Source organism: Bernardetia sp. Wsw4-3y2, assembly GCF_037126295.1.
Lineage (GTDB): Bacteria > Bacteroidota > Bacteroidia > Cytophagales > Bernardetiaceae > Bernardetia.
In genome coordinates, this window is sequence record NZ_CP147017.1 from 3,577,170 (window position 1) to 3,601,346 (window position 24,177).

Annotated in this window: 22 protein-coding genes; 8 read left to right on the plus strand and 14 right to left on the minus strand. The window is 30.5% G+C overall.

Features of this window, described 5'->3' with window-relative positions; genetic code table 11:
• Window positions 1-10: 10 nt before the first annotated feature.
• The 7 genes from V9L05_RS14600 to V9L05_RS14630 all read right to left on the minus strand — a co-directional run bounded on the left by V9L05_RS14600 (window position 11) and on the right by V9L05_RS14630 (window position 7,162).
• Window positions 11-529, minus strand: a complete 519-nt coding sequence (locus V9L05_RS14600; RefSeq protein ID WP_338812603.1) for a hypothetical protein — start codon at window positions 527-529, stop codon at window positions 11-13.
• On the minus strand, window positions 526-1,026 hold the full coding sequence (locus tag V9L05_RS14605) for a hypothetical protein (RefSeq protein WP_338812604.1): 501 nt from the start codon (window positions 1,024-1,026) through the stop codon (window positions 526-528). The genes V9L05_RS14600 and V9L05_RS14605 overlap by 4 nt, the downstream gene beginning before the upstream one ends.
• 317 nt (window positions 1,027-1,343) lie before the next feature.
• Window positions 1,344-2,873: a BCCT family transporter gene (locus V9L05_RS14610; protein ID WP_338812605.1), complete on the minus strand. Its 1,530-nt coding sequence runs from the start codon at window positions 2,871-2,873 to the stop codon at window positions 1,344-1,346.
• A 70-nt stretch (window positions 2,874-2,943) separates the two neighbouring features.
• Complete coding sequence (locus V9L05_RS14615; RefSeq protein ID WP_338792494.1) at window positions 2,944-3,447, minus strand: hypothetical protein; 504 nt, start codon at window positions 3,445-3,447, stop codon at window positions 2,944-2,946.
• Window positions 3,448-3,703: 256 nt separating this feature from the next.
• On the minus strand, window positions 3,704-4,255 hold the full coding sequence (locus V9L05_RS14620) for a YtxH domain-containing protein (protein ID WP_338792493.1): 552 nt from the start codon (window positions 4,253-4,255) through the stop codon (window positions 3,704-3,706).
• 111 nt (window positions 4,256-4,366) lie between these two features.
• Window positions 4,367-5,821 (minus strand): UDP-N-acetylmuramate--L-alanine ligase, encoded by a 1,455-nt coding sequence (gene murC, locus V9L05_RS14625; protein WP_338812606.1) that lies wholly within the window; start codon window positions 5,819-5,821, stop codon window positions 4,367-4,369.
• A 435-nt stretch (window positions 5,822-6,256) separates the two neighbouring features.
• On the minus strand, window positions 6,257-7,162 hold the full coding sequence (locus tag V9L05_RS14630) for a hypothetical protein (protein WP_338812607.1): 906 nt from the start codon (window positions 7,160-7,162) through the stop codon (window positions 6,257-6,259).
• Window positions 7,163-7,288: 126 nt separating this feature from the next.
• Between V9L05_RS14630 and V9L05_RS14635 the strand changes: the two genes are divergently transcribed.
• Together V9L05_RS14635 and gpmI are read left to right on the plus strand one after the other, a co-directional pair.
• A complete protein-coding gene (locus tag V9L05_RS14635) occupies window positions 7,289-7,867 on the plus strand; it encodes a DUF1569 domain-containing protein (protein ID WP_338792488.1) in 579 nt (192 codons plus the stop codon).
• Window positions 7,868-7,983: 116 nt separating this feature from the next.
• A complete protein-coding gene (gene gpmI, locus V9L05_RS14640) occupies window positions 7,984-9,549 on the plus strand; it encodes a 2,3-bisphosphoglycerate-independent phosphoglycerate mutase (RefSeq protein WP_338812608.1) in 1,566 nt (521 codons plus the stop codon).
• A 151-nt stretch (window positions 9,550-9,700) separates the two neighbouring features.
• Here gpmI and V9L05_RS14645 read toward each other — a convergent pair whose 3' ends face one another.
• Window positions 9,701-10,153 (minus strand): DUF2061 domain-containing protein, encoded by a 453-nt coding sequence (locus tag V9L05_RS14645; RefSeq protein ID WP_338812609.1) that lies wholly within the window; start codon window positions 10,151-10,153, stop codon window positions 9,701-9,703.
• A 338-nt stretch (window positions 10,154-10,491) separates the two neighbouring features.
• Between V9L05_RS14645 and V9L05_RS14650 the strand changes: the two genes are divergently transcribed.
• Both V9L05_RS14650 and V9L05_RS14655 read left to right on the plus strand, forming a co-directional pair.
• Window positions 10,492-11,127, plus strand: coding sequence for a rhomboid family intramembrane serine protease (locus tag V9L05_RS14650; protein ID WP_338792485.1), 636 nt, complete (start codon window positions 10,492-10,494; stop codon window positions 11,125-11,127).
• Between the two features lie 150 nt (window positions 11,128-11,277).
• Window positions 11,278-12,405 carry an AI-2E family transporter gene (locus V9L05_RS14655; RefSeq protein ID WP_338812610.1) on the plus strand — a complete coding sequence of 376 codons (1,128 nt, stop codon included), beginning with the start codon at window positions 11,278-11,280 and terminating at the stop codon, window positions 12,403-12,405.
• 10 nt (window positions 12,406-12,415) lie between these two features.
• Here V9L05_RS14655 and V9L05_RS14660 read toward each other — a convergent pair whose 3' ends face one another.
• On the minus strand, window positions 12,416-13,240 hold the full coding sequence (locus V9L05_RS14660; RefSeq protein ID WP_338812611.1) for an IS5 family transposase: 825 nt from the start codon (window positions 13,238-13,240) through the stop codon (window positions 12,416-12,418).
• Between the two features lie 737 nt (window positions 13,241-13,977).
• On the opposite strand from V9L05_RS14660, the gene V9L05_RS14665 reads away from it, so the two are divergent.
• Window positions 13,978-15,930, plus strand: a complete 1,953-nt coding sequence (locus tag V9L05_RS14665; RefSeq protein ID WP_338812612.1) for a T9SS type A sorting domain-containing protein — start codon at window positions 13,978-13,980, stop codon at window positions 15,928-15,930.
• 94 nt (window positions 15,931-16,024) lie between these two features.
• Entirely contained in the window at window positions 16,025-16,894 is an 870-nt protein-coding gene (locus tag V9L05_RS14670; RefSeq protein ID WP_338812613.1) for a glycosyltransferase, read from the plus strand.
• Here V9L05_RS14670 and V9L05_RS14675 read toward each other — a convergent pair.
• From V9L05_RS14675 to V9L05_RS14685, 3 genes are all read right to left on the minus strand, one after another.
• Entirely contained in the window at window positions 16,834-17,472 is a 639-nt protein-coding gene (locus V9L05_RS14675) for a hypothetical protein (RefSeq protein WP_338812614.1), read from the minus strand. The two genes, V9L05_RS14670 and V9L05_RS14675, sit on opposite strands and share 61 nt — an antisense overlap.
• Before the next feature lie 52 nt (window positions 17,473-17,524).
• Window positions 17,525-18,427, minus strand: a complete 903-nt coding sequence (locus V9L05_RS14680; RefSeq protein WP_338812615.1) for a hypothetical protein — start codon at window positions 18,425-18,427, stop codon at window positions 17,525-17,527.
• Between the two features lie 186 nt (window positions 18,428-18,613).
• On the minus strand, window positions 18,614-19,702 hold the full coding sequence (locus tag V9L05_RS14685; protein ID WP_338812616.1) for a hypothetical protein: 1,089 nt from the start codon (window positions 19,700-19,702) through the stop codon (window positions 18,614-18,616).
• Between the two features lie 311 nt (window positions 19,703-20,013).
• Between V9L05_RS14685 and V9L05_RS14690 the strand changes: the two genes are divergently transcribed.
• Complete coding sequence (locus tag V9L05_RS14690; protein WP_338812617.1) at window positions 20,014-20,580, plus strand: biopolymer transporter ExbD; 567 nt, start codon at window positions 20,014-20,016, stop codon at window positions 20,578-20,580.
• A 54-nt stretch (window positions 20,581-20,634) separates the two neighbouring features.
• On the opposite strand, the gene V9L05_RS14695 is transcribed toward V9L05_RS14690, so the two are convergent.
• On the minus strand, window positions 20,635-21,174 hold the full coding sequence (locus V9L05_RS14695; RefSeq protein ID WP_338812618.1) for a hypothetical protein: 540 nt from the start codon (window positions 21,172-21,174) through the stop codon (window positions 20,635-20,637).
• A gap of 133 nt (window positions 21,175-21,307) precedes the next feature.
• Between V9L05_RS14695 and ruvX the strand changes: the two genes are divergently transcribed.
• Entirely contained in the window at window positions 21,308-21,727 is a 420-nt protein-coding gene (ruvX, locus tag V9L05_RS14700) for a Holliday junction resolvase RuvX (RefSeq protein WP_338812619.1), read from the plus strand.
• 69 nt (window positions 21,728-21,796) lie between these two features.
• Here the strand turns inward: ruvX and V9L05_RS14705 are convergent, their stop codons facing one another.
• The gene (locus V9L05_RS14705) at window positions 21,797-24,022 is read right to left on the minus strand and encodes a S9 family peptidase (protein ID WP_338792475.1); all 2,226 of its coding nucleotides are present in this window, start codon (window positions 24,020-24,022) and stop codon (window positions 21,797-21,799) included.
• Window positions 24,023-24,177 lie beyond the last annotated feature (155 nt).

The following is a 24,177-nucleotide window of genomic DNA, read 5'->3' on the forward strand; positions in this document are numbered from 1 at the left end:
CCTACTTTTTCTATAAATCAACTTTATAAGTAATTTTCAATGTTTGTTCTTGGTCTGTTTTTTCTACTTGGATTGGGTTTTTGCTTTTATGTATTAATAACATAAAGTCTATGATGTATCCAGTATAATATTCTTTTAAAAAAATAGATGAATTATTCTTTCCTTTTATGATTGATTTAATCATTTTCTTTATTCCTTCTCTTCCTTCTTCAAGAAATACTTTATTAGAGTTTTCTATTTTAAAACAGATTTCATCAATATTCTCGTAGTCATAATATTCTATCAAAAATTCAAGTAAAATATAATTTTCATATCGAATAATTTGATAAAATGAAGATGTACTTCTCCGATATTGTTGATGCAGATTTTCAACAAAAATACTAAAAATTGAACGTTTTGCTTTGTATTCTACTCCTTGATTGTCTAAAAACTCTTCCAATGGGTCAATATCACTTTTGCTTTCTTGCATACTAACTCCAAAACTCCTAATTTCTTCAAAAGCAAAAACAGGAAACTCTTTTTCTATCATACGCCCATAGTAATTTTATGAATAAACTTTGTCATTCCTGTTTGTCCGTTGGTCTGTCCTTTTTGTATTTCTATGGGAGATAATGTTTGTTTGACAATATTTGCAATAGGAAGTGTGTGAAAAGGGTGTTTAGCAGCATCAAAAGCATCACTAAAAAGCTCTAGAAGCTTATCAATTCCTCCTTTCAAAAACATAGGATTGCAATGTTCGACAGCTTCTACAAGGTCTTCACAGCCATTTCCATCACACCAAACGTAAAATAAAGCAGAAGTTTCAGTTTGTTTGATGAGTTGGTATTCTAATTCTTTTGATTTATTTTCTAATTCATTGAAATAGGTTCCCAAAATACAGTTGATAATATCTTTCTCCTTTTTTTTGAAAGATAATTTATCCATTGTTTCTTTGAGTTTTTCAAGTTCTAAATAAAGATTGTGTTTACTTATTGGAGTTCGCACAGGTCTATTAAAAACATAGATTGGATATTCTAATTCTTGCATGTTTAATTCAAAAAATAGTAAAGTAAAAAATAGTAAGTAGTTTTTAGTGAATCTATAAAAATAACTTCTTGATTTTTATAGAAATCATGCTGTTGATATATCTATCCTTGTGTCAGAAAAGAGTTGAAGGAAATGATACAAAGGGATAAGAAAGTAATAGAAATACTAAGATACAAAATTTTTGACTTACTTTTTTTTGGTATTACTTAATATAGGGAAGATTATAAAGAAAGGTGGTAAAAATGAGATAGTTTGATAAATTTTCTGTTTTTGTAATTCTAGGCTAAAAAATGTTCAATAACACCAGTTAGTCAGAATTATTCTATTTTATTCTTTCTATCAAAATAAATATTTCTAAGAAAAATAAAACTCATTATAGGCATCAGTAAGGCAAAGGGAAGAGAGGTAATAATAAGAAGTTTTTGAAGTGCTGTCAAAACATCAATATCTGGTTTGGCTTGTCCTAAAAGTAAAACAGCAATAGCAAAAACTACTATAAATATAGACCAAATAAGACGGTGAGAACGCTTAGGCTCAGATTTTCCATCATCAGTAAACATACTCAAAACAAAAACAGCCGAATCTACCGAGGTAACTAAGAAGCTAATTAGAAGTAGAACGACAATAAAGTTGGTGAGACTAGAAAGAGGATAATTACTCAAAAAAACAAAAAGGGAAGTAAATACATTTCCAAATTCGTTTTGATAGGTTTCTAATGTATCAATAAACACAAAAGCTGAATTAGCAAAGAAAGCAAACCAAATAAAAGTACCTAGAGAGGGTAAAATTAAAACTCCCAAAATCATTTGTCTAATCGTTCTGCCTTGTGAAATACGAGCAATGAAAATTCCTGTAAAAGGACTCCAAGCCAACCAAAATGCCCAATAATAATATGTCCAATCTGTCAAAAACTCTTCACCTGCATTATATTTTCCAATAGCTACACTAAGAGGAATAAAATCAATAATATAGTGAAAAAATGCCTTGGCAAAAAGAATCATTACCTCTAAAAAATCACTTTGGACTACTATAAAAAGAAGTAAAAAAGCTGTAACAGCTATATTAGCCTTTGAAATAATCTTTATTCCTTTATCGATTCCATTCCAAACAGATAAAAAAGCTAATCCACAAATAAGAACAGTTAGTAAAATGGTAGTTTCAAATCCAAAGCTACTTGTGATTCCATTTCCGTACAAATGATTTAGTCCTCCATTTATTTGTGTTGTTCCTAATGCTATCGCACCCACTAAACCAAAAATGGTAGTCAGGATAGCTAAAACATCGACAAATAAAGTAATTACTTTTGACGACGTATTTTTAGGCAAATCTCCTAAAGTTGCACTAACTAAAATAGGTTTTTTCTTTTCAAAAAAATAATATCCAACTAGAAGGGCAAAAAGTCCATAAAAAGCCCAAGCTGTGAAGCCCCATTGATAAAATGTATATTCTAAAGCCAAAACATCAGCAGAAATACCTGTTTTGAGAGGTGGATTTTGAGACATAAACACAGGTTCTTGAACAGCACGAAGTAAAATTCCTGCTCCCATTCCTGCACTATATAACATTGTTATCCATGCCCAAAGACTATATTCTGGTTTTAGCTTTTTATCACTTTTTGATTTTCCTGTTAAATTGCCTAATTGTCGTTTTCCTAGAGGAGACAAAGCAATTCCTAAAATAAATAAGACACAAAAAAGACCTAGATAAAGATAAAATCGTCCAAAATACTGACGAACTAAAAGAGACGTTATTTCTACTATTTCATAAAAGCCTGTCGTGTCAAAAAAAATAAAAATCGAAAAGAAGAGTAAAATACTTAAAGATAATGTGAGAAGAATATTTTTCATAAAATAAATACTAAGTCAATCTTAGATTTTTGTTTACAAGGGCGTTTATATATTTATTTTATTTTTTGAATTACCCATTATTTAACCTCCAGTTTTCCAAAAAAGCACGGGTTTTACTAGGAAAATAGAGAAAAGTAAAAGGCAAACGGTTTCCATGTTTTGCTTTAAACTCTTGCAAAGTGCTTCCACGAGGAGGAAAGATACAAACATCATAATTTCTTTTAAAGCTAAGAGCAAACTGTTCGAATTCGTATTCTGTCATTCCCTTAAAAAGTTTGTCTTTTTCTATAGTTAGAATTTTTCCTTGAGAATTGGTAATAATATGAAAATAGAAGCGATGATTACTTGCTTTATCTTGTTCACACAAATCATCATACCATTCTTTACTAAATGTTTCGATCAGACAAAGTTCTATTTTTTGATAATTTTCTACAATACAATCTCGGTCTTTTCTAGGAATTGAGCCTAAAAACACTTCATTCTCTACTGATTTTGACTCTAAATGATAAAAATTGAATGAAGATAAAATAATACATAAAAGGGGAAACAAAAAGAGTAAATTTTTATCTTTCATAAATTATAATTAATTGTGTGTAATAGGATGTTTTCTAAGTTATAATCCACTAAAATCAATCCATAATTTTAGTTATTACGTCTAAAAATTGTAAAAAATAAACTACTAACACTATTAAATATACTAAATTACCATCTTTTTTACTAAAGAATGAAAGAATCCTGTATTAGGCACAAAAAAAACCAAGATTTATTTTACTAAATCTTGGTTTTGATTTTTATTTCACTTAATAAATAAAATAAAAAGAGAGAATTTTTTAGTTTACACTAGAATTTGCTTTTTCTTTAGCATTGTTAGCTAATGTAGTAGCTTTTTGTTTTCCTTCTTGAAATTTCGTTTTTACAGCTTCTGTATTTTTATTGATAATATCTTGTGCTTCATTAGCAAGTTTTTTGCCTTTTGCTTCTGCATTTGCAACCACTCTTTTTGTTTCGCCTGAAATGCGTTCACGAGTTTCAGAACCTTTTGCTGGAGCTAATAAAATACCAACAGTTGCACCAATTGCTGCACCTGCTACAAATAGAAGAGCGTTTGTTGCTGCACTTGAACTGTTATCACTTTCTGTATATTTGTCTTTTTGGTTACCATAGAAAGTTTTGATTCCACCATAGGCTGCAAGAGCTAGAGGAATAAACTTTTCTACGCTATCAGTCAATGTTTCTTTTACATCTTCTGCTTTATGTTTTGCATAATCCTGTACATCATGAGCTAAATGTCTAGCATCATTTTTTACTGAATCAAAATCAAAATTATCAACTCTATTTTTGACTTTATTTTGAGCGTCTTTAAGGTTTTCTTGGAATTTCATAGGAATATAAAAATTATAGTTTAAAAAAATGAAGCAATTTTAAAAATGACTTATATTAATGGTCATTGCTTGTATAATTAACGGCAACTACCAAAAAAGGTTTGATAAAATTTAAAATATTTTTTTGTGTAAAAAATCAGATAGTGGTTTGACAAAACGGTCTATATCTCCTGCACCTATTGTCAGCAAAATTTCTACCTCATTTTTATTAATTTTATCTTCTATATAAGTAAGTAATTCGGTATCAGAAAGTAATATTTTATTTTTAGCTTTTGTTTGCTCTAAAATAATATCTGAAGTGATTCCTTCAATTGGCAATTCTCTTGCTGGATAAATATTAAGTAAAATAAGTTGGTCATTAGGATTTTCCAAACTCAAACTCTCAGCAAAGCCTTCTTGAAAATCTCTAGTGCGTGAAAATAAATGAGGCTGAAAAATAGCAGTTACTTTTTTGTTTGGATATAAATGTTTGATAGAAGAAAGTAAAGCCGAAATTTCGGTTGGATGATGTGCATAGTCATCAATATAAGTAATTTGTTTGCTTCTAAAAACATACTCAAAACGCCTTTTGACACCCTTAAAACTAGCTACTGTATTTCTAATTTTTTCAGTAGAAATATTAAGTTCACGAGCTACAGCAATGGCAGCACACATATTTTCCACATTATGAAATCCAGGCATAAAGAGTTGTAGATTTTCTATTCTTTCATTTTTTTGAGTATCTACAAAATCAAAACGACATGAATCTTTCTGAAGTTCATCTAAACGAATATTCTCAGCATAAATTTGAGTTTTGTTACTAGAACTGTAATTTATTAATTCTACATTTTCATGTAGCGAATCTTTAACTGAATCAGCTATATTATTTTGAGCGAATAAAAGACCACTTTCTTTTATCTGACTTACAAAATCGCCAAATGATTTTTCAAGGGCTGCTTTTTCTCCATAAATATCCAAGTGGTCGGCATCAGTTGAAGTAACTACGGCAATTGTTGGATGCAAATGCAAAAATGAACGGTCAAATTCATCAGCTTCCACAACTGCCCAAACTTCATCTGCATTATTTATATCATTGACTACCAAATTTGAATTAAAATTAGCTGAAATTCCACCCAAAAAAGCAGTGCAATTTATTCCTCCTTCTTTCAAAAGATGTGCTACCATTGTCGAAGTAGTCGTTTTTCCATGTGTTCCTGCAACGGCAATTGTTTTTAAAGAGTGAGTGAGAAGTCCCAAAACAGCAGCTCGTTTGAGAATGGTATAGCCATTTCTTTGAAAAAATAACAGTTCAGAATGTGAACTAGGAACAGCAGGTGTAATTACGATAAGCGTTTCATCTGGAAATTCTCTTACTTCTGATGGAATTTGGTCGACATTATCTTCAAAATGAATTTTGATTCCTTCATTTTCAAGGTTTTGAGTAAGAGGTGTTTTTGTTTTGTCGTAACCTGCCACCGTTTTTTGATTGTGAGCAAACCAACGAGCAATGGCACTCATTCCAATTCCACCAATGCCGATGAAATAAACGTATTTTATGTTTTCTAATTGTATATTTTGAGCGTTCATTATTTTTATAGTTTTAAACCCTAAGGGTCTTCATACTTCCTTAGGGTAGGGTGTTCAGAATTTCAAAAAAATCCTACAAAAAATGATTATTTTAAATCATTTTATTTTATTTGAAATTTAGCTGCATAGCTGCGAAATATTGGTAGAAACGAAAAAATATCAAGTTCAAAAAGCTGCGTAGCTGCGTAATACTGTTGTTTGATGTTTGACAAACTTTAAAATTTCAACATTTCGCAGCTACGCAGCTCTAAATACGGAAATTCAATTTTAATCTACAAACATAATGCAGCTACGCAGCTAAAATACACTACATTTTTGAAAATCATAATTACAAAACTCTAGGGAAAAATAAACTAACTCTGAACAACCTATCTTTAGGGTTTGGAAAGCTTTTTTATACAAAAAACGATAAGAATTTTTAGATTAGCAAGCTATTTACTTCTCAATTTCCTTCACTTCCCACTTTTTTAATTTTGGATGATAACGCAATAATTGATTTTCTTTCAACCTTGCTAGTGTATCTGAAATAGTATAAACGATAACTTCTCCTTTTTTTACAAAAACAAACAAACTATCTTGACTAGATACGTCAAAAGTAGCTTCTTTGGTTTTGACTCTGAAACTTCCTGCATCTAATGTAAAGGAAATTAAATTTGGTTTTACTTCTAATTCTGCCAAACCTACAAGCTGAACAGCTCTTTCATCGCTTCTAAATTCAGTTGGAAAAACAAAACGAGAATCTGTTGTATAACGTACTTTTGAGCTATCTGAAAGTAGTTTGTCTCGCCATTCTTTTGGTTGGTTATCTACATAACTATTGAGATATTGCAAACCAATGCCTAAACCAATAGCAAAAACAATCATAACAGAAAAAGCAAACCAAGAATTTTTAGATTTTCGTTTTTTTAATCGTTTTTTAAGTTCAGACTCTTCAAATTCTTCATACTCTTTTCGTTCTGATAGAGCTGTTGCTGATGGAACAGTTCTATTTTGACTTGAGTTTTGAGTTGGTTTTTCTTTTTTAGATTTGTCTGTTTTATTACTTTCTATATCTTCAAAACCCAATTTCTGATTGATTTGATTTACAATTTCTTCAAAATATAAAATCTCATTATTTTGTTTATCAGAGTTATTATTTGTATCAAAATTTGGAGTTTCTAAATTAGTTCTTTGCCAAATTTCTTCCCATGCCAAAATTTTCTGAGGTGGTAATTCTGCCTTTTCAGCATCTTCTTCTTCCTCACCTTCTTCAATTATACGCATCAAAATAGTTCGCTCATAAGGCGAAATTGTTCCTTGAAGGTGTTTTAATAATAACTGCTCGCTTTCTGTAACTTTCATAATTTGCTGTTTGAGTATATACAGCTACGAAGGTAAAAAAAGATAGACTAAGTTTTGAAAAATAGCATTTTTTTTGTGTAAATTATGAGTTATATGTTATAAACAGAATTTAAAAAACACTTACTTATGAATCGTCGAAAATTTTTAAAAATCGGAGCAATTACATCAGGTGTTGTTCTTGTGGGAGCAGCAGGAGGAAGCTTTGCTCTTGACCACAAATTATCTACAAAAAAAGAAATACTGAGAAATATTTCTTTCTCGTCATTAAAAGAAGCCCAAGAAGAACTAGATAGATTAGAAAAAATAGTCTTGTTAGACCCTAAAAAAATTCAGTTAATCGGAGATTGGTCGTTGCATCAAAATCTTGTTCATTGCGCTCAAAGTATAGAATACTCATTGGTAGGATTTCCCAAACATCGTCCAAAAATTATTCAAAATACTATAGGAAAGATAGTTTTTGAAAAATTTGATGCACAAGGTTATATGATACACGATAGAAATGACCCTATTCCAGATGCTACGCCAATAGAAAAAGAGGGCAACTTACAAGCTGCTTTTGATAGAGTGAGAAAGTCTATTTCCGATTTTGAAAATCATAATACGGCTTACGAACCTCATTTTATGTATGGGAATCTTTCTAAATCACAATACGAAAGAGCGCATTATTTACATCTTGCTGACCATTTGACAGGATTGAATGGGTAGCTCTATATAAGAAGTCAAGATGATAATCTTAATTTTTGTAGTATTTTTTTTAACTTCGTTTTTGATAAAAAATAAAGCCCTTGTTGGTGTATCACTAACAATACAATAACCAAGAAATGAACAACACAGAAAATACTAAAAAAGTCCTTTTAATGATTTTGGACGGCTGGGGAATTGCTCAAGATGCAACCGTTTCAGCTATTGATGCAGCCAAAACGCCTTTTGTAGATAGTTTATATACTAATTATCCAAATTCAAAACTCAGAACTGATGGTGAGTTTGTAGGACTTCCAAAGGGACAAATGGGAAACTCAGAAGTTGGACACATGAATATTGGTGCAGGAAGAGTAGTTTATCAAAACTTAGCTCGCATAAATTCTGCTATTCAAAATAATGAATTAGATAAAAATGAAATACTACAAAATGCCTTTAGTTATACAAAAGAAAAAGGCGTAAAACTTCACTTTGTGGGTTTGATTTCAGAAGGTGGAGTTCACTCTCATACTTCTCATCTAAAAGCTCTAACCTCACTTGCTACAGAAGCTGGTTTGAAAAATATTTTTATTCATGGTTTTACAGATGGAAGAGATACAGACCCAAATTCAGGAGAAGGTTTTTTGACAGATTTGGAGAATCATTTAAAAACTACAAATGCAAAAATGGCTTCTTTAGTTGGTCGTTATTATGCAATGGATAGAGATAACCGATGGGAAAGAGTAAAACTTTCTTATGATGCAATGGTAAAAGGCGAAGGCAAAAAAGTGAAAAATACAGTTTTGGCTTTGAAAGAATCATACAAAGAAGGAGTAACAGATGAGTTTTTGAAACCCATCATTATTACAGATGAAAATAATGAACCTTTAGCAAAAATAGAAAAAGATGATGTTGTAATTGCTTTCAATTTTCGTACAGATAGATGTAGAGAAATAACACAAGCCTTGAGTCAGCAAGACTTTGAAGAGCAAGACATGAAAAAATTAGATGTATATTATGTTACAATGACTAATTACAATAAGAATTTTAAGAATGTCAAAGTCATCTTTGATGATATAAATTTGAATAATACGCTAGGAGAAGTTTTGGAGAGCAATAATAAAACTCAACTTCGTGCAGCCGAAACTGAAAAATACCCTCACGTTACTTTCTTTTTTTCAGGAGGAAGAGAAAAGCAATTTGAAGGTGAAAACAGAATCATGTGTGCGTCTCCAAAAGTAGCTACCTACGATTTGAAGCCTGAAATGAGTGCTTTTGAACTAAAAGATAAAGTCATACAAGATTTAAATCAAAACAAACCTGATTTTGTGTGTCTAAATTTTGCCAATCCTGATATGGTCGGACATACAGGAGTTTTTGAGGCTGCCGTAAAAGCCTGTGAAACGGTAGACAGTTGTGCAAAAGAAGTTTCTCAAGCAGCTTTAAAAAATGGCTATCAAGTTATCATTATTGCAGACCACGGAAATGCAGATAAAATGAAAAATGAAGATGGAACGCCAAATACAGCACATACCACAAACGAAGTTCCTATGTTTTTGCTTTCAAATGAAGCAATAAAGAATAATTATTCTCTCAAAGATGGCAAACTAGGAGACATTGCCCCTACTATTTTGAGTTTGATGAATATAGAAATTCCAAAAGAAATGACAGGTGAAATTATTACAGAAAGTAGTTTGGAGCGTGTTTAATAGTTTAAGAACGTTTATTTTTGAATGTTGATTTTGTTTCAGCTTAGAAAATAAAAAACATTTTTTTTAATGTAAAAAACACGCAATAGATTCATTTATTTTATTGCGTGTTTTTTATAAATAATTTGAAAGCTAATCTCTGAATCGTGTTTTATTGACAATTTATACATTCCTCAACAGTTGTAGCATGAGGAGTACGGTCTATTTTTCCCCATATTACACGTTCCCAAACACGCTCATGGAAATAATAAAGAGATAATTTAGTAATTACCTCAAAGGCTGCGATTTGTGAAGCTGCAAAAGGAGTTCCTGTAAAAAAGAAGGCAATCATAAAGGTATCTATTGTTCCAAAGATTCTCCAACTAACACCTTTTAAAAAACTTTTACCATGAGAAAGCAAACGATTATCACTCTCTTTGATACGATTCCAAGCTCTTTCATGTAAAAAGTAGAGAATGGTTTTGGTAAAAACTTCTCCTAAACCAATTTTTAGGGCATCTCCAAAATGACCTGTAATGAGCCATGACAATAAAATAGTATCTATGGTTGCAAATACTCGCCAACTGATTCCTTTTACAATGCTTCTATATATAGTTTCTTTCACAATTTTTATTTTTTTACTTTTGGATGATTTTTGAAATGATTTACTTAAATAAAGTTATCTTTTAATAGATTTGTTTAACTAAATAAAATCCTACAAACTATTCTTAAAAGATAATAGTAAAGCTATCAATTTATTTACATAACGAGTTCTTTTTGATAGTGTTTCGTTTGCACGTTGTTTTATTTGACTTAATTCTGTTTTTAAGGAATTTAATTCTATAAATTCCTTAAAAAATTATTTAAAATTAGCGTATTTTTATCTAATACACTTATTTTTTCGTTAGATTATTTATTTACTTACTAATTGTATTGAGCAATTCACATCAAAATTTATATAAAATGGTCATTTCAGTTTCTTTAGCTATTTTAGTAGTTACAATTATTATTAGTGTTTTGGGATTTAATAATCCAGAACTACAAGCCAAGTTATTACATAATCCTTTTTTGGCTAATAAAAATAAGGAATACTACCGTCTTCTTTCATCAGGGTTTATTCATAATGGACTATCACATTTGGGATTTAATATGCTAACTTTTTTCTTTTTTGGAGGAGTGGTAGAAAAGGTATATAGAAATAATTATGGAGACATTTTGGGTTCAGCTATTTTTTTAGGAGTTTATTTGATTGCCATTATTCTTTCTGATTTACCTTCGTTTTTTAAATACAAAGATATGCCTGCTTATAGTTCACTAGGTGCATCAGGGGGAGTTTCAGCGATTGTTTTTGCTTCTATTTTGTTTCAACCTACAAGTGATTTATATCTATTATTAATTCCGATTCCAATTCCTGCATTTATTTTGGGTACTCTGTATGTGATTTATTCTTATTATCAAAGCAAAAACTCATCTGATAATATCAATCATTCGGCTCACTTATACGGAGCTGTAACTGGCTTTGTGATTAGTGCAATACTTATTCCTAGTGCAGTTTCTGATTTTTTTGTTCAACTTTCTCATTATCGTTTACCTTTTTAGTTTAAAAAAGGTAATTTTTTTCTAGCTTTATTCAACATAAAAAGCAAAATGTAGTTGTATGATTATGTTTTGCTTTTTTTAGGTAAATTTGCATCTTCTAATCCAAATTTCAGGAATATCATTTTTTAAACTCTATTTTTTTTATCTTTTATGGAAAATAATCTCCAATTTACCAAACTTCCTTTCTCTGTCAAGACAGCGTTTTACATTGTCGCCTTTTTGGTGCTTTTTGTTTTTGCAATAATAGAAGCTAAAGGTCTTTTAATTCCTTTTACTTATTCGGTATTAATTTCTTTTATTCTTTATCCGATGTGTAAATTTTTTGAAAAGAAAGGCATACCTCGTATTCTGAGTATTCTCATTTGTTTTTTTATTGTTATATTGGGCTTGTTTGGTCTGTTTTATTTTTTCTCTACTCAAGTAGTCAGTATTGTGCGTGAGTTTGAAGATTTTAGAGGAAAATTATTAGGATTGGTACATCAAGGAATTGAACAGTATAACAAAATTGTTCCCAACTCAAAACTAGATGATGAGAGTTTACTCAAAAAAGCACAAACTTGGCTTACAGAAAGCTCATTGCTTTCAGGTACTCTCAATCAGACAAGTAACTTTTTTTCAGGATTAATACTTGTTCCAATTTATGTTTTTCTTTTGTTACTTTATCGTACAGGAATAAGGAAAGTATTGTTGCGTTTTGTGCATACAGATTATCGTGTTGCTTTTACTCATCTGTTAGCAGACGTACAACAAGTAGGACAAAAATATATTGGGGGACTCATAACAATTATTTTTATTATTGGTCTTTTAGATAGTATTGCACTTTGGATTATTGGTGTTGATTCTCCTTTCTTTTTTGGCTTTTTGGCTGCTTGTTTGGCTATCATTCCTTATGTAGGAACAGGAGTTGGTGCGCTTTTACCTGCTTTGTATGCCCTCATGAATCATAGTCCAACAATGGCATTATATGTTTTGATTGCTTTTTGGGCTGTTCAGTTTGTAGAAGGAAATTTTCTTACTCCAAAAATTATTGGTGGAGAAGTAAGTTTGAATCCCTTAGCTGCCATTTTATCTTTGGTGACTGGTGGATTTGTATGGGGAGTCTCTGGAATGGTTTTGTTTATCCCTCTAGCTGCAATATTGAAGATTGTGTGTCAGAACTATAAAGAATTAGAACCTATCTCTGGACTTATGGGGGATGAAATTACGCAAGGAGATGAAATTATAAAAGGAAAAGAGCATACTCCTAGAAAGCCTTTTTGGAAAAAACTATTCAAATAATAGAAGTTGTTTAAGAATGTTTTTTTCTAGTTCTGGCAAATATTAAAGTAAAGGCTAAATAGTGTAAACTTTGCCACGTATGAATTTTAGTTTCGTACCTCATAATTAAGGCTTTGAAAGCATCTAACCACGCATTAGTTCTTTCAATAACGAATCTCAATTCATACATTTCTTCATCTTTAAATGGTTGATTATCAAGGTCTTTTTTATTTCTTTTATTAAAATCTATATTATCTACAATATCTAAATGATTACAAAAAGAACGAAAGGCTTGTGTATCAAAGGCTGCATCAGCATTGAGAAAAATTCCTCCTTCTCTAATTTGAGAAGCATTCAAATCATCTATCATAGATTGCATATTTTTTTCAAGTTCAAAAGCATCGTGATGATTGCCTGCTCTTGGAACAGACATCGCTACTGGAATACCATTTTTATCCGTTAGAAAAAGTGCATTGGTTGTTTTTCCTGCTTTTCTTTTGGAATATCCAATACCTTCTCCTCCTCGTTTAGCTGAAGTGTGGCTGCCGTCTAGCTGACAAATAGAAAAATCTAATTCTCCACGATAATCTTCTAAATACTTGATCCATAATTTCTTCCAACTTCCTAATTTTGACCATTTATTATAATGGTAATATACTGTATTCCAGATAATTGATAAGTTTCCGAAAAATTGTTTCATAGGAAGTTCTCGCCATTGACTCCCTGATTTTAAGCGATACACAATGGCTTGGATAATACGCCAAAGAGCTACTTTTATACGACGACCTTTTGTAAATTGATGTAAATAAGGTAAAATATTTTCGGTTATAAATTTTTTTGATAAGTTTACGTACATAGAGGGAAAAATAGTTAGATTGAAAATGTGATGATTTACAAGTATAACTATTTTGACCTCTTTTTAAAAAAATAAATCACCATTCTTAAACAAGTTCATAGTCAGGATTTTTGATAAATCATTTTTATTTTTTAGAAGTTGTTTAAGAATAGGTTACTGTACCCTACTTTTTTTTGATTTGATATTCAAGTTGCAGCGTAACGAAATATTTGTAAAAAAAAGTAAAATTATAAAGTTATAAAAGTTGCAGCGCAACGCAATATTGATATTTTTTTCTGAATATTATAAATTATATAATGTTGCGCTGCAACTAAAAAACACTTTTAAAAAAAGTAGGGTACAATAAGAATAGGTTTTGTAAGTGTATTTGTTGGTGTCACTACGCTAAAAAACACCAATCAAAGGCTGTGTACTTTTCCATAAAATAGGATTTGCAAACTCTACTTTGTGGAAAAGTAAAACTTCTATTCCTGTTTTGTAGCAGACAGAACATAATTTTTCTATTCTTAAACAACTTCATAGAGTATATGGGTTGCCCCTAAAAACAAAGATTTTAAAGAACATGCTCTGTATAAGTTTGATAACTATTGACAAACAATTATCTTTGTAAATAAATCTAAAATACATCCACCCAACTCCCACTTTATTTATCGGAAAAATATCTACAAAATTAAATTTTAACCTTCCAAATCGATTCAATTCGATAAAAAAATCTATTTTTCCTTATTTTTGTAGTTATGAACAAAACGATAATAACACTTTTCCTGCTTATTTTTATAGGTACAGGAATATATACTCAAGCTGTTGCCCAAATTTTGATTTTTCCTATTCAAACTCAAAACAGCTCTCAAAAACTCAAAGACACTAAAAAAACGAACTCTTTATCTCCTCGTCTGAACAAAATTCAACGTATAGAAGAAGACACAATTGTGCTTACATTACCTTTCTTTGAAGATTTTTCCACTACTTTAGTAGGTATGGCTGATTCGGCTAAATGGATAAAAGGGAGTGGCGTTTTTATCAATAACGGAATTCCATTGAATCCACCAACAAAAAATGTGGCTACTTTTGATGGTGTAGCAGCAAATGGAAAGCCTTATGACCAACTTTTTCCAACTCGTCAGGGTTTGGGAGACACACTTACTTCTCAACGTTTTGATTTGACCTTAGTCGATCCAAGTGAAGAACTTTTCTTTTCTTTTATGGTACAGGCTCGTGGAAATGGAGAAACACCTGATACAACAGACTTTTTGAAAGTAGAGTTTTTGGATGATGAAGGAAACTGGGAGCAACAATGGGAAAAAAGAGGAGGCAGAATTGATACCAAACGCTTCGAACATATTATCTTCAAAATAGAAGACGAAAAGTTTTTTCATGATAGTTTGCAGTTTCGTTTTACTTCTTACAATCGTCTCTCAGGAGCATTTGATGTTTGGAATGTAGATTATATTTATTTTAATACAAATAGAAATCCGACTGATACTGTCTTCTTAGATGTAGCCACAAGCCAATCTCCTACTCATTTTATCAAACCTTATTCGGCTGTTCCTTATGATCATTTTTGGAGTGATACAACACAATTTTTAACAGATTCTATTTTTTCTACTGTAAATAATTTAGATCAAACATTCAATGTAATTTCTTATTTGTGTGAAGTCAGAAACGAAGAAACAAAAGATATTTTAGGTTATTGGTATGGTTTGGATGATGAGAGAGCTTCTTCTTCTACATTAATTGAAGGTTTTGAGAGAAACAAAAAAATTGTAGCTATTCCCTATGCCAATCTATTACCACAAGGACAGGATTCGATGACCATTACGCATCAGTTTCAAGTAAATACAAGAGAACCAGATGAGAATTTTGGAGGAGTTTATACTAGAAGCAATGATACAATTAGCCAAACTTCTGTATTTAAAGATTATTATGCTTACGATGACGGAACAGCAGAATATGCAGCAGGAATTAATCAAAAATTTGGGCAACTTGCCTATCAGTATTATGTCTCACAACCTGATGTGCTGACTCATATAGATGTTTATTTTGCAAGAATTGGAGCAAGTGTAGAAAATCAAACTTTTAATATTAAAGTTTGGAAAAAAATTGATTTTTCAAAAACTGAAATCAAAGATTCTGTAATGCTTACTCAAAATACCATTCTTAGATATTCTGATAACATAAATGAATTTAAACGCATTGCTCTTTCTCGCTCTATTGATGTTTCAGATACTATTTATATAGGAATTCAACAATTAGGTGAAAATATGTTGCCTATCGGATTGGATTTGCAGACAGATTCTAAAAGCAAAATGTTTTTTAATGTTCGAAATTATTGGGAGCAAAACGAATTTGTTGACGGAAGTCTGATGTTGCGTCCTGTTTTTTCAAAAGAAGATGTGGTTACAGCAATTGAAGATGTTACAGAAAATAATGGATATGAGCTGTGGCAACAAAATTTAGTGTTATATCCTAATCCTGCACAAGATAAAATAAATTTGAATGGCAAAGTTGAGACTGTTCAAATTATAGATTTAACGGGAAAAGTTTTAGGGGAGTATTCATTAAATCCATATTCTTCTTTTGCTACTGATAAAGAAATAAAACTTCCTGCTTTTATGAAAAATGGAATGTATTTAGTTAGATGTCAGTACAAAAATTTTACTACTGTTAAGAAGTTAGTTATTCAGAAGTAATTTTTAAGCTCTTGTTAGTTCTTCATTTCAAACTTTGACAGTCCTTTCAGAAGGCTGTCAATAGTTGAAAAATACACTACCTCATTATTAAAAAATGGTTTCAGTCATTTGTTTATGCTATAATCACGCAGAGTTTATTGAAGAGGCTTTGTATTCTATCTTTAATCAGACCTATAAAAATTGGGAATTGATTATCGTAAATGATGCCAGTACGGATAACAGCAAAGAAATTATAGATAAAATTGTAAAAAATAATCCTCTTCAAAATCTTCAAACTATTCATTTAGAACATAATAAAGGAAACTGTGCAGCTTTTAATGAAGGTTTTAGAATTTCGAAAGGAAAGTATATCATAGATTTGGCAGCCGATGACAAATTTGAAATTGATAAACTAGAGAAACAAGTCAAGATTTTAGAAAGTGCTGATAATCAGACAGGAGTTTGTTTTACAAATGCTACCCTAATAAATGAAGAAGTTGATGAAAAAAGCAACAAACTAGGAAACTATTATTTTGATTGGTACAAAAAACTACCAAAAGATGGTTTTATTTTTAAAGAACTAATCAGAGCAGGAGGAATGATTTGTTCGCCTACAATGCTAATTAAAAGAGAGGTTTTGGAAGAATTAGGAGGTTATGATGAATCACTTTCGTATGAAGATTATGACTTTTGGGTGCGAAGTAGTAGAAAGTGGAAATATATTTTCCTTAATGAAAATCTGACTTTTTATAGAAAGACAAATCATTCTCATTCCTCTACATTTAAGAAAAAAAATAACCCTCATCTTTATTCTACTTTTAAAGTCTGTCAAAAAGGATTTTATTTGTGTCGAAATAAAGAAGAATATAAATCACTCTCTATTTCTGTACTATATCATTTCAAAGAATCATTAAAATATAAGAACTATAAAGCTGCAAAGGGATTTTTTTGGTTATTAAGTAAGTTGATTTTGAAATTATTATAATTTGATAAATCAATTTTTACTGTATCTGACCAATCTGTAAGTATTTTTATTAAATTATTGAGCATATCTTCATTTAGATTCATTGAAAAGAACAATACTTCTTCTTTGAATGAAATCTGTAATTGATAATTATTCTCCTCTTTTGGAATCAGTTTAATTTCTTCAATTTTATGTTTTTCCAAAATTACTTTTTGTTCTTTATAGGGCATAAATACAATGATTTGGTCTTGTTCTATGCTTATGATTGGTTTTTTTAGCTTATCTATCATCTTCAAACCTTCACTTAAAAACATTCCAATAAGCATAATTCCTGTTATAAATAAAAAGAGTATTAGATAGGAATGAGTGATAATGGAAATTAGATAAATCAAAAGAGAAAATAATAATAATGAGCTTATAAATATGCCTAAGCGTGCAACTGAATGTTTAGGTTTCTCTTTAAACTCTTTCATGTCCAAACTAGAAACTTCCCATGGCAATGTTTTGAGTTGTAATTCAAATTGTTTCCAATCTGAAAGGTTAATCAAATGGGTTTTGAAATAGTGTTCTTTATGCTTTGAAGTGAGTATTTTTTCCAAAATTAAATTGTTTTAGTTAAATTTTTGTTATTTACATTCAAAGTTTAAAAAATTAGGGCAAAAGCAAATTCGGATTTTCTTCTTCTTCATCCAAGGAAGCATACAAATAGCTATAATCTCTCATTCCACTTACTGCAAATTTTACTTTTGTCAAATCAATTTTTATAGTATTTGACCAATCATAAAGTGTTTCTATCAAAGTTTCAAACTTTAAATGATTTAGATTCATGGAGAAAAACATAGTTCCTGTTTTGTATGAAACACGTAATTTGTAATTATTGTCTTCTTTCGGAATAAGCTCAATTTCTTCGATTTTGTGTTTTGCTAGAGTTACTTTTTGCTCTTTATAAGGCATAAAAACAATAATTTGCTCTTTTTCTATGCTTAGGGTTGGATTACTTTTATCAACTACGAAACGAGCATCTTCTAAAATCCTTTTTGACCAACCTGCAAGTATTGCTATAAATGATAAAATACCAATCGGAATAGATATAAAAAATAGATGACTAGAAATTAGATTGAATAAAAAAGCAAATAACCACACCAAAGAGAGTAAAAATGAAACTGCAATGAATTTCCTTAAAGTAAATCCTTTATTACTCTTTTCCTCTCTTTTATACTCCTGCATATCCAAACTAGAAAGCACCCAAGGCAAAGTTTTGAGTTGAGTATCAAACTGTTTCCAATCTGAAATGCTGTGCAAATAGGCTTTAAAATACTGTTTTTTTGATTTTAAATTGAGCGTTTTCTTTACTGGAAAAGTGACTAAAGTTCTGTTCTGATTACAATGTTTTTCGTTTAGATATTCCCACGAGCTTTTTAAAAAAGCCGATTTACATTCCTTGCAAAAAACGATTTCATCGCCTTCTACAATCAAATCACCTGTAATTGGATCTTGTCGACTTTCATTCAAAAAATCTGAATGAGAGGTAGAATTTACTTTATATGTATTCAATTAAACAAATAATTTTACTTGAGGAGAAAATAACTGTGATAGTACAAAGTATAGAATAAATATAAGCTATTTTTAACGAAATATGCCTAACACCTCAAAGGTGACTTGACAGTTTAAATTTCCACTTTCTAATTCTTTTTTAGATATGTTTTATTTTGCTCAGTTACTTAATTCGTAATTGAACTTTTAATAAATCAAAATCATTGACCAATATTTATCTTTTCTTGCAGCACCAATTCGTTTTACTCGTGCATCCATTAAGCGTTTGCATTGTGGAGGTGTGAGCTTCCAACCACGAAAAGCCTGTTCGATTTCTGTAAAACTATACGACATGTTTTCATACGCTTTTTCTGTTTTTATTCCTACTTCTGAGAGTCGTTGAACGGTATTTTTTCCACCAATATCAGTTGTCATTCCTTTTGTTTTCCAAAGGTTTACTACTAATTCTTTTGTTGCATAAGCTACTGTATCGCTCCAAGCAACCTCTGGCACAGGAGGAAAATAACCACCTCCACAATGACAACCCTTAGTTCTGAGTTCGTTAGTGAGTTCTAAAAAGCGTTGTGCAAAAACGCCATCTACTTTTTGTTCGTCTTCTATGCGTTCATCTGTTGTAGACTCATCAATTATTTCTGGAATGGGATTGTTGGTTACACCTTCTTGTTTCTGAAAATCTGTGATATTAGTTATCATATCTTGCTGTGAACCCAAATCTTTACTATCAAAAGTTTTCATTTGTACATCAAGACAGTTGAAGTGATTGGTCTTTAGTTCTGCCCCAATCCCCTCAATAAAATCAGCTACTTTTACATTATTTGGAAGTCTTTGAAAATGAACTTCACAGGTAAAAACATCATTGTCATGTGTGATAAGTTGAACAGGATTTTTAGTATTGAGTATAGGAATTTCTACTTTTCCGTTGCGAGCAATATTTTTTATTTCTATCATTTTGAAAACCTCTGCTGGATTTTCATCATTTTTTAGAAACCATGCTAAATCTTCCCCAGGACCATAGTAGGTTGCTGTGCCTTGTTCATAATGTGAAACATAACGAAAATGAAAAATAGTACGGTCTTTTGTATAATCAATTTTATCTAAAATATAATTTTTTTGCCATTTTTTATAGACGGGTTTGTAATCTACAAAAGGTTTGTCTGAAACTGAATTTTCAGTATTGGCTTGATTTGCATTTTGAGCAAGAGAGTCATTTGTGATAAAAATAGTTATAAATAAGGATAGAATATAAATCCACAAAATTTTGATATGACTTTTCATAATTTTCTTGTTCTTTTTATATAGAATAGGTAGATATTTTATTTGTCAGTCATCAGTAAGACACCAACAACAGCAAAATAATAGGTGTAATTTTTTAGTTTAGTACAATTCAAGATTTTATCTATAAACGCAGTTTTTTTAAGTTACGTTGCTTATAGTATTTAAGATTTTAAAAATAGAATTGTTACTAATTTGATAAAAAAGGATTCAAAAATAAAGCGAGCTTTTAGATTTTACTTCAAAATAAATATAAAACAGCTTATTAATTACTAATTAGGTCTCATTTTTTAATTATTTAAACGTTCAATTTTATGAATCTTAAACGAGAAAAAGCTACTGTTAATGCTAGTTCGATGGCAGATATTGCCTTTTTATTACTTATCTTTTTTTTAGTCAGTACACGAATAGCATCTGAAAAAGGATTTGCAATGTCTTTACCACCAAAACAAGAACAAAAAGTAGAGCCTACACCAGCTTTAGATAGAGATGTTTTGAGAGTTAGTATCAATTCTGAAAACAAAATTTTGATTGAGTCTGATAGAAATGCAACAATTTCTGAGATAAAAAAACTTGTCAAAACGCATTTGATGAATTATGGAAAAGAGGACAATTATTCACAAAATCCACAAAAGGCAGTTGTCGTTTTGAGTAGCCAACGACAAACTGATTATAATTTTTATATTGAAGTTTTAGATCAAATCAAAGCAGGATATAATGATTCGAAGGCAGATTTTTTGACTAAAAAAATGGGTGTGAAATATAATGCAATAGAAATTATAGATTTTGCACAGCAAAAAACATTAGAAGAAAAAGAAATGTATCAGCTCTTGCAAAAAGAGTTTCCAGTCAATATTTTGGAACAAAATAATTCTAATTAAACAAAAAAACCTATAAGGTTTCTAAAAATCTTATAGGTTTAGGTTTGATAAAAATTAGTCATCATCTTCTTCTGTACTATTTTCTTTTTTGTACTCTATTTCTGTTAGTAAAAAAGGCTGACCATCAGTTTTATACCAGTCCATTTCTTCTATATATTTTTTTCCGTTTCGTGTTACTTCAAAAGTAAACTCTACTTTGTGTCCACTATTAGTACCTTCTACCTTTTCATATTTAGAGGCTTGTAGAGCATATTTTTCTACTTGTCCGTTTGTTTCTGCCTCTTTTTTAAGCATTTCTAACCAAGTAGTTTCTGAAAAATTGGTGTACATATTCTGTTCTACCATTACAGTAGTGTTTTCGTACAAACCATTTTTTAATGCTTCATAAAAAGAAATAGCTTGCTCAGTTGCTTCTGCTTTTTCAGCATATTCCAAATTTTCTTGTTCTGTATTTGCTTCTGCATTTACAGCTTGCTGAATTTCTGTATTTGAGTCAGCTTCTGTTGTGCTTTCTGTATTGTTTGGAGTTCCACACGCATAAAATGCACATAAGATTCCTGCAATAAGTAGTTTTGAAGATAATTGCTTTATCATTTTTTTGAAATTTTGATAACAAATTTATTTTAAAAGTGAAATTTAAGTATAAAATCAGAGTTTTTAACAAAAATGGATTTGTTTTAGTGTATTTTTGAGTAAAATTTAAAATTTGTATAAAGAAAAATATAGTATGGGAAGATTATTAGCCATTGATTACGGACAAAAAAGAGTAGGTTTAGCCGTTACAGATTCTGAAAAAATAATTGCGACAGCTTTAGAAACTGTTGCCGAAAAAGAAGTTTTGGAGTATCTTAAAAATTATATAGAAACCGAACCTGTAGAAGTTTTTGTATTAGGAATGCCTAAAAAATTAGATAATTCACCTTCTAGTAATGCAGCAGCCGTAGTAAAATTTCAAAAAAAACTAGAAACTCTTTTCCCAGATATTCCGATTGCATTGGAAGATGAGCGTTTTACTTCTTCGCTTGCCTTAGATGCCATGATTAGTGGTGGAATGAGCAAGAAAAACCGTCGTAATAAATCTAATGTAGACAAAATAAGTGCTGTTTTGATTTTACAAACCTATATGGAAAGAAAAAGTAATCAATAAAAGTAAAAAATCCTCTCCATTAGAATTAATCTAACAGAGAGGATTTTAACTGACAGAAAAATATAGATTCTATAAATTATCTTCTACAAATTTTGTCATCATATTATATAAGTGAATTCGTGTCATTCCACCATAAATTCCGTGATTTCTATCTGGATAATAGAACATTTCAAAAGGGCGATTTGCATTTACAAGAGCATTTTGAAGAGCAATAGCATTCTGAACATGCACATTATCATCACCTGTTCCATGAACCAAAAGAAACTCTCCTTTTAGTTTTGCAGCGTGTGTAATTGGCGAAAAATCATCATAACCACTAGGATTATCTTGTGGACGTTGCAAGAAACGTTCTGTATAAATTGTATCATAATATCTCCACGAAGTAACAGGAGCAACAGCAATTCCAGCTTTAAAATAATCAGCTCCAAGTGTCATTAAAAGCGAAGACATATAACCACCATAACTCCAGCCCCAAATACCAATTCTGTCTTTATCTACATAAGGCAAATCACCAAGAAATTTTGCTCCGTCAATTTGATCTTCTACTTCTAGCTTTCCAAGGTTTTTATAAGTTGCCTTTTTGAATGCTTCGCCACGTCCTTGTGTACCACGATTATCTACAGTAACTACAATATAGCCTTTTTGAGTTAGCATTCCGTGCCAAAGGTCGTTTGTTCCACCTGCCCAAGAATCAGTTACAAGTTGAGAACCTGGTCCTCCATAGACGTGCATCAAAACAGGATATTTTTTATTCTTATCAAAATCTACTGGCTTAAAAATTTGATAATTCAGGGTTTCACCATTTCTATTTTTAAAAGAAGAAATCTCTTTTTGAGGCAAGTCATTTTCTTTGAATGTTTGAATAAGTCCATCGTTATCTTGAATTTTGCTCAATAACAGATTTCCTTTTGTTTGATACAAACGATAATTGACAGGCATTTCTGTACTTTCATGGGTAAGGATATAGAAAGCAAAATCTTTACTCATATCAACAGAGTTTGTTCCGTGTCTGTCTGTTAGTTTACGAGTTTTTTTACCTTTCAAATCTACCATGTACAAATGACGCTCTAAAGGAGAATCTTGTGTAGAAATATAATACAACATTGGTACTTTTAATCCTTTTTCTTCTACTCCTAAAAGCTCAATGACTTCCCAATCTCCATTTGTAATTTGACTGACTTGCTTTCCATCCATTGTATAAAGATACAAATGCTTGTATCCTGTACGCTCACTAGAAACAATAAAATGCTTACCATCTTCAAGATAAATCAAATCTTGAGTATATTCAAAATCAACGTAACCATCTTTATCTTCATCAGAATAAACTACTTTAGTTTTACCTGTTTTTATATCAGCATGAATAAGGTCAATTTTGTTTTGCAGACGGTTCATTCTACGAATTGCCAAAATATCAGCATCATTTGTAAACTGCAAACGAGGAACATAAATATCTTTTTCTTCTCCTAAATCAATTTCTTTTTTTTCTTTAGAATCCAAGTTATAAACAAAAACTTTGAGTGTAGAATTATCTGCACCTGCTTTTGGATACTTGAATTTGTAATCAATAGGATATAATTGAGATTTATCAGCCCAATATTGCATATTATATTCCATTACTTTGCTCTCATCAAACTGAACAAAAGCCAAATTTTTTCCATCAGGTGACCAATCAAAGGCTTTTGTAAGGCTAAATTCTTCTTCATAAACCCAATCTCCTGCACCATTTATGATTTTATTGAAAAGTCCATCATCTGTAATCTGAACTTCTGTCATGTCTGATAAAATTGTATAGAAGAGGTTATTATCTCTAAAAAAAGCTACTTTTGAGCCATCAGGAGAAAAAGTAGAGTATGCAGAACGACCTTTCTCTGATAATTTCTTTACTGATTTATCTTTTGTGTCAACTACATAATATTCAGCTACATACGAACGACGATAAATAGACTGACGGTTCGTTTGAATCAAAATTTTGTCCTCTTTATCTGAAAAAGAATATTCTGCAATGGTAATTTTTGGGTCGGAAGCATCACCATCAAAAATAGTTTCGACAGCTTCATTGGTTTTTATATCATAACGAACAATAGAATTACCATCCATACGAGTATAAAACTGACCATTGTTTGTCCAATCTACGCCTTGTAGATTTTTTGCGTAAAGTGTTCCATTCGAATAAATGTCTGTAACACTAATTTTTGTTTTTTTATCATCTTGTGCTATTGCCTCTGAGGACAAATAGACACTAGAGAAAGCAAAAATCCCTAAAAAGAGGGATAAAAAGTAATTTTTCTTTAACATAGTAGAGATTATAATTGATTTTGGATATAAACTATCAAGTTCGCAAATTTTGACTAATTATTCAAAATATGCAATTAATTGAAGTAAAAAAGCCTTTCTTTTTCTCAACTATAAGAAAAAATAACATATAGAATTTTAACTATTTTTTGTTGAAA

What these genes read in the sequence shown, in the direction of transcription:
- V9L05_RS14600 (WP_338812603.1), bottom strand. Translation starts at nt 529, where the DNA reads ATGATAGAAAAAGAGTTTCCTGTTTTTGCTTTTGAAGAAATTAGGAGT.
- V9L05_RS14605 (WP_338812604.1), bottom strand. Translation starts at nt 1,026, where the DNA reads ATGCAAGAATTAGAATATCCAATCTATGTTTTTAATAGACCTGTGCGA.
- V9L05_RS14610 (WP_338812605.1), bottom strand. Translation starts at nt 2,873, where the DNA reads ATGAAAAATATTCTTCTCACATTATCTTTAAGTATTTTACTCTTCTTT.
- V9L05_RS14615 (WP_338792494.1), bottom strand. Translation starts at nt 3,447, where the DNA reads ATGAAAGATAAAAATTTACTCTTTTTGTTTCCCCTTTTATGTATTATT.
- V9L05_RS14620 (WP_338792493.1), bottom strand. Translation starts at nt 4,255, where the DNA reads ATGAAATTCCAAGAAAACCTTAAAGACGCTCAAAATAAAGTCAAAAAT.
- murC (WP_338812606.1), bottom strand. Translation starts at nt 5,821, where the DNA reads ATGAACGCTCAAAATATACAATTAGAAAACATAAAATACGTTTATTTC.
- V9L05_RS14630 (WP_338812607.1), bottom strand. Translation starts at nt 7,162, where the DNA reads ATGAAAGTTACAGAAAGCGAGCAGTTATTATTAAAACACCTTCAAGGA.
- V9L05_RS14635 (WP_338792488.1), top strand. Translation starts at nt 7,289, where the DNA reads ATGAATCGTCGAAAATTTTTAAAAATCGGAGCAATTACATCAGGTGTT.
- gpmI (WP_338812608.1), top strand. Translation starts at nt 7,984, where the DNA reads ATGAACAACACAGAAAATACTAAAAAAGTCCTTTTAATGATTTTGGAC.
- V9L05_RS14650 (WP_338792485.1), top strand. Translation starts at nt 10,492, where the DNA reads ATGGTCATTTCAGTTTCTTTAGCTATTTTAGTAGTTACAATTATTATT.
- V9L05_RS14655 (WP_338812610.1), top strand. Translation starts at nt 11,278, where the DNA reads ATGGAAAATAATCTCCAATTTACCAAACTTCCTTTCTCTGTCAAGACA.
- V9L05_RS14660 (WP_338812611.1), bottom strand. Translation starts at nt 13,240, where the DNA reads ATGTACGTAAACTTATCAAAAAAATTTATAACCGAAAATATTTTACCT.
- V9L05_RS14665 (WP_338812612.1), top strand. Translation starts at nt 13,978, where the DNA reads ATGAACAAAACGATAATAACACTTTTCCTGCTTATTTTTATAGGTACA.
- V9L05_RS14670 (WP_338812613.1), top strand. Translation starts at nt 16,025, where the DNA reads ATGGTTTCAGTCATTTGTTTATGCTATAATCACGCAGAGTTTATTGAA.
- V9L05_RS14685 (WP_338812616.1), bottom strand. Translation starts at nt 19,702, where the DNA reads ATGAAAAGTCATATCAAAATTTTGTGGATTTATATTCTATCCTTATTT.
- V9L05_RS14690 (WP_338812617.1), top strand. Translation starts at nt 20,014, where the DNA reads ATGAATCTTAAACGAGAAAAAGCTACTGTTAATGCTAGTTCGATGGCA.
- V9L05_RS14695 (WP_338812618.1), bottom strand. Translation starts at nt 21,174, where the DNA reads ATGATAAAGCAATTATCTTCAAAACTACTTATTGCAGGAATCTTATGT.
- ruvX (WP_338812619.1), top strand. Translation starts at nt 21,308, where the DNA reads ATGGGAAGATTATTAGCCATTGATTACGGACAAAAAAGAGTAGGTTTA.
- V9L05_RS14705 (WP_338792475.1), bottom strand. Translation starts at nt 24,022, where the DNA reads ATGTTAAAGAAAAATTACTTTTTATCCCTCTTTTTAGGGATTTTTGCT.